Raw genomic sequence first — 3,738 nt, forward strand, 5'->3', positions numbered from 1 at the left:
CGAAATGCCAATGCCCCGCATCTCCTGCTCAAGCTCGCGGGCCTCATCCTCTAGCTTACGGGCCTTCTCCAGGATCTTCTGGGACTTCTTCTGCGCCCTCTCAATCTCGCTGGCATACTCAGCCTCCACCTGCTCGCGCAAGGTGTGCTGAAGCTCCTGCTGGCGCGTACGCAACTGGGACTGAAGAATCGCGAACCGGGCCTTGACGATACGTCGAAGTTCGGTGCGATCCTTCTGACTCATAATTGTTGCCTGGGTCATGCCATATCCTTCTTAATCGTAGTGACGTTCATCAACTTAATGCCCTTGTACTTGAGGAGGGCCTCTTGGACCTGGAGTTGTACCTTATAGAGAGCAACGTCGTGAGGGTCACCCATGGAAGACTTCTCGACTTGGATGGTTGACATACCAGGGTTCTTCTCGGTCCAATGCGTGGAAATGGCATCATGAAGTGTCGTGAGCCCGGCCTTCAATGGGGCCTCGCGATCCTTGACCTCCACGATCTCTGACGCCAGGGCGTCGGCGTTTGCTGAGAGGGTCTCATAGAGGCCGTTGCGCAGCGACAGTTCGGTCTGTAGCGAGTCAACTTCCCTCTCTAGACCCGCGATCAGTTCATGCATCACTTCGATGCGCGCGGCGAGACGGTCCTCGTTCGATGCCATGTATCGATACTACAAGACGCGGAAAGCCCCGTCAAGGACGGGGCTTTCCGAATCTCATAGGCCTTTAATTGCTAAAGGCCCGCGATGTAGTAACGCTTCTCCTCCTTGCGGAGGACGCCATCGTCAACCAACTTCTTCGCCAGGCGATAGAGGTAGTTGTCGTTGATGCCGTCCATCTGCGTGGCCGCGTCGGAGACGGTGATGCCGTCCTCACCCGCGCTCTGCACGATGGCCAGGAACTCATCGCTGCGGGAGCCACGCGGAGCGCGGTCCCCGGAAGCGGATCGCGTACGACGGGCCTTGACAGGAGCACCAGAGGCGATGCTGTCGAAGTTGTCCACGATCTGCTGGAGCTTCAGGAACGCCTCGTGACTCGGGCGAAGCTGCTCCATCTGCGTGAGGAACTGCTCGCGCGTTGAATCCAGCATCGTGTCAATGCTGTCCTTCTTCTCTTCCGTGCCCTCGACGGGCTCGGTTGCCGCTGACATATTCCCTCCTAAGGGATTTCATTTACAGGTGGTACGCTACTTGTCCTACTGTACCACACCTACTCGAACGAGTTCAAGTAGTTCTCGAAAACTTCGGCAAGATCCTCATCTTCAATAGAGAACATGTCCTTGCCTGCATGAGTCTTGGCGCCTGGACTGATCTCAATATTCTGGCCTGAGAGATTCGTAATGATCTGGCCCAAACGAAGGTCAGGATGCTGCATCCATGCATGCGCGATCCTCATAAGGACCGGCAGGATGCGAGCCTTATCCCGCATGGACCTCTTGAATGGAATCAACCTGGATCCACAGATCCTCCCCAGCCATGTTGAGGTGCGCGCAGTACTGATCGTCGTGGTCACCCAACCCGTACAACTTGCCAGAGACCGTGCCCTTGCGAGTGACGATCTCCACGGATGGGAACTGCTCGGCAGTACAGAGCGCACACAGCTTGGCACGCGTAGCAAGTCGCTGGAAGATCAGCGAGATAGCGTCGAAATCCGGAGCACCCAAGGGGGAGTTGTCATAGCCCTTGGCCGTGGCCTCTACGAGAGTAGGCACCAACAGTTCGACAAGCGCATCCTGGGCTGCCTGCCGAGTCTCTTCCTCGTCTTGGGCGCCTTCCGTACCGTTCGCCATCTTCGTCGCGAACTCAATCGACTCCTCGATTTGCTGAGAAATCGCAATACGGAAACCTTCGATGATCTTCTCGTCTACGTACTGCTGCATTGACCGTCCTTCGTCGGGATCTAGCTGAGACTCAGAGAGTAGCAGATCCCCGACTCAGATCAAGTCCAACCTGAGGGTTCCGTTGAACCCTCAGAGGGCGCAGGAGGGGTGTCCTCCTGCTCATCCTGCCATTCGGGCTCAGGAGGCGGCTGTAGGGTCTTCTGACGATGCTCTTGTAAGACCCGCAGTAGTTCTTCGCTAGGGCTATCCGTCATCTTTGTCCTCATCTTCCAATGCTCGGAACCTAATGTCTTGGTTTCGCTCTAGCTCATCGGCCTTAGCTAGCAACTTGCGAGCTTCATCCTTCCGCGCAGCATCGTCCGCATAACGAGCTTCGCCGCGAATGCGTTGATAGATCTCAAGCTGAGATTCCAGCTTGATGATCCGCTCACGAAGTACGACAATATCTTTCTCGAACTTCTCGCGCTCCACCTTGGAATGCGCCAATTCGTTCTCCAGTCGCGCGATCTCTAGTCGAGCCTGTCCAAGCTCCTTCTGGAGCGTACCGATGGCATCATTAACTACCTTGACCGCGTTCTCGGAAGCCTGCACGAGGATCGACCGGCGCTCGGGCATGATCTTGAAAAGGCCAAAGACAAAGCCCGATGACAGAACCGCAATCAGAACCGGAATGACCGTCTGATTGACCGAGACCGCAGCAGCAAAAGTAGAGATTCCCACGAGAGTCGATGTTGCCAACGCTCCCCACATTTGAGCCGCGAAGGCAGTCAGAATGGTGGCACAGACGGCAGTTAACACCGTGAGCATTCCCTACTTACCTCTGCGCAGGGCCGTGGTGACGGTCGCAATCATGCGGTCGCCATCAGCCCCGTGCTCACTCTGGACTGCCTTGAAGGCAAGGCGGATCATCCTGAGCGCCCTTGTCAAGTCATAGGACAAGAGTACTAGGAAGACGACGAGACTAACTGCTTGCATGTGATCAGTAATCGTAAAGAAAGGCGAGTGCTCTAGGTTTAGAGCTAAACCCAAATGAGTTAGGCCACAGGTGACGAAGAAGACCTTAGCGCTAATCCGAGTCTTCCACTGGAGTCGAATAAGCGCATTGAAGGAGCGCGGGACCTCGAACGCCCCAATCAACGAAGCCAGGAAGATCACGAGGTGCTCGATGTTATGTGTCAAGCCCCACATTAGCTGACCTTCGAACAGTCGAGATACTTGTAGGGCTTGGTCAACGGCAATACCTTGTCCTTCTTAATCTTCAAGTTGGTCTCCAAGGTATTGCGGTAGGTAGTGAGCTTCGCCTGTTGCTGGGCCGCACCTGCATTACCGGCCGGGATCACCTTGGGAGTGAGCTTAAGGACGGTCTCATACAGGGTGATGTCTGCCTGAAGGTCGATCTTGGAGGACTTGAAACGAAGGTTAGCAGCCTTACGCCCTGCGTTGGTATTAACGCAGGTGTCCACCGCCCGCTCATGTGCTCGCTGATCAATCTGGTCGCCGTAGATAATGGCTGCGCCTAAAGCGGGGATAGCTCCGACGACGAACGCCACAATGGCCGCAAGGACCAAGATCTTAAAGCTCGATACAGGCCTTCCCGCAGGCTCATCCAACATTAGTGGTACGTACGTATCCTCCATCACAACTTACCTGCTAGCACGGACCGATTTCTAAGGAGAACGACAAAGGGCCACCCTTAGGTGGCCCTCGGTCACGACTACGGGATCATATTACCAACCCCGGTTGCCCACCTTCGCGATGCCGGGCATCCCCTCGCAGAACTCCTCGATGTTGATGACCTTGCCGAACTTGTGAGCGCCGCGGTAGTCGTAGCGGCCCTGATGCGTGGCCAGCCACAGCCAGTTGGCCTGGTCCTTCTCCTTCGGCACGGAGCCGGGGAA

Annotated in this window: 6 protein-coding genes; all 6 read right to left on the reverse strand. The window is 55.8% G+C overall.

Annotated elements, in window-relative coordinates; genetic code table 11:
* On the reverse strand, positions 1-243 hold a 243-nt coding region (locus JWR61_RS27870; protein ID WP_301930918.1), incomplete at its 3' end, for a hypothetical protein.
* Between the two features lie 14 nt (positions 244-257).
* A complete protein-coding gene (locus JWR61_RS27875; RefSeq protein WP_301930919.1) occupies positions 258-662 on the reverse strand; it encodes a hypothetical protein in 405 nt (134 codons plus the stop codon).
* Positions 663-733: 71 nt separating this feature from the next.
* Entirely contained in the window at positions 734-1,150 is a 417-nt protein-coding gene (locus JWR61_RS27880) for a hypothetical protein (RefSeq protein WP_301930920.1), read from the reverse strand.
* A 267-nt stretch (positions 1,151-1,417) separates the two neighbouring features.
* Positions 1,418-1,879: a hypothetical protein gene (locus tag JWR61_RS27885; protein WP_301930921.1), complete on the reverse strand. Its 462-nt coding sequence runs from the start codon at positions 1,877-1,879 to the stop codon at positions 1,418-1,420.
* A gap of 204 nt (positions 1,880-2,083) precedes the next feature.
* Positions 2,084-2,578: a hypothetical protein gene (locus JWR61_RS27890; protein ID WP_301930922.1), complete on the reverse strand. Its 495-nt coding sequence runs from the start codon at positions 2,576-2,578 to the stop codon at positions 2,084-2,086.
* 449 nt (positions 2,579-3,027) lie between these two features.
* A complete protein-coding gene (locus JWR61_RS27895) occupies positions 3,028-3,453 on the reverse strand; it encodes a hypothetical protein (protein WP_301930923.1) in 426 nt (141 codons plus the stop codon).
* Positions 3,454-3,738 lie beyond the last annotated feature (285 nt).

Origin of the sequence: Ferruginibacter sp., from assembly GCF_028288465.1 — a bacterium.
Taxonomy (GTDB): domain Bacteria; phylum Bacteroidota; class Bacteroidia; order Chitinophagales; family Chitinophagaceae; genus Ferruginibacter.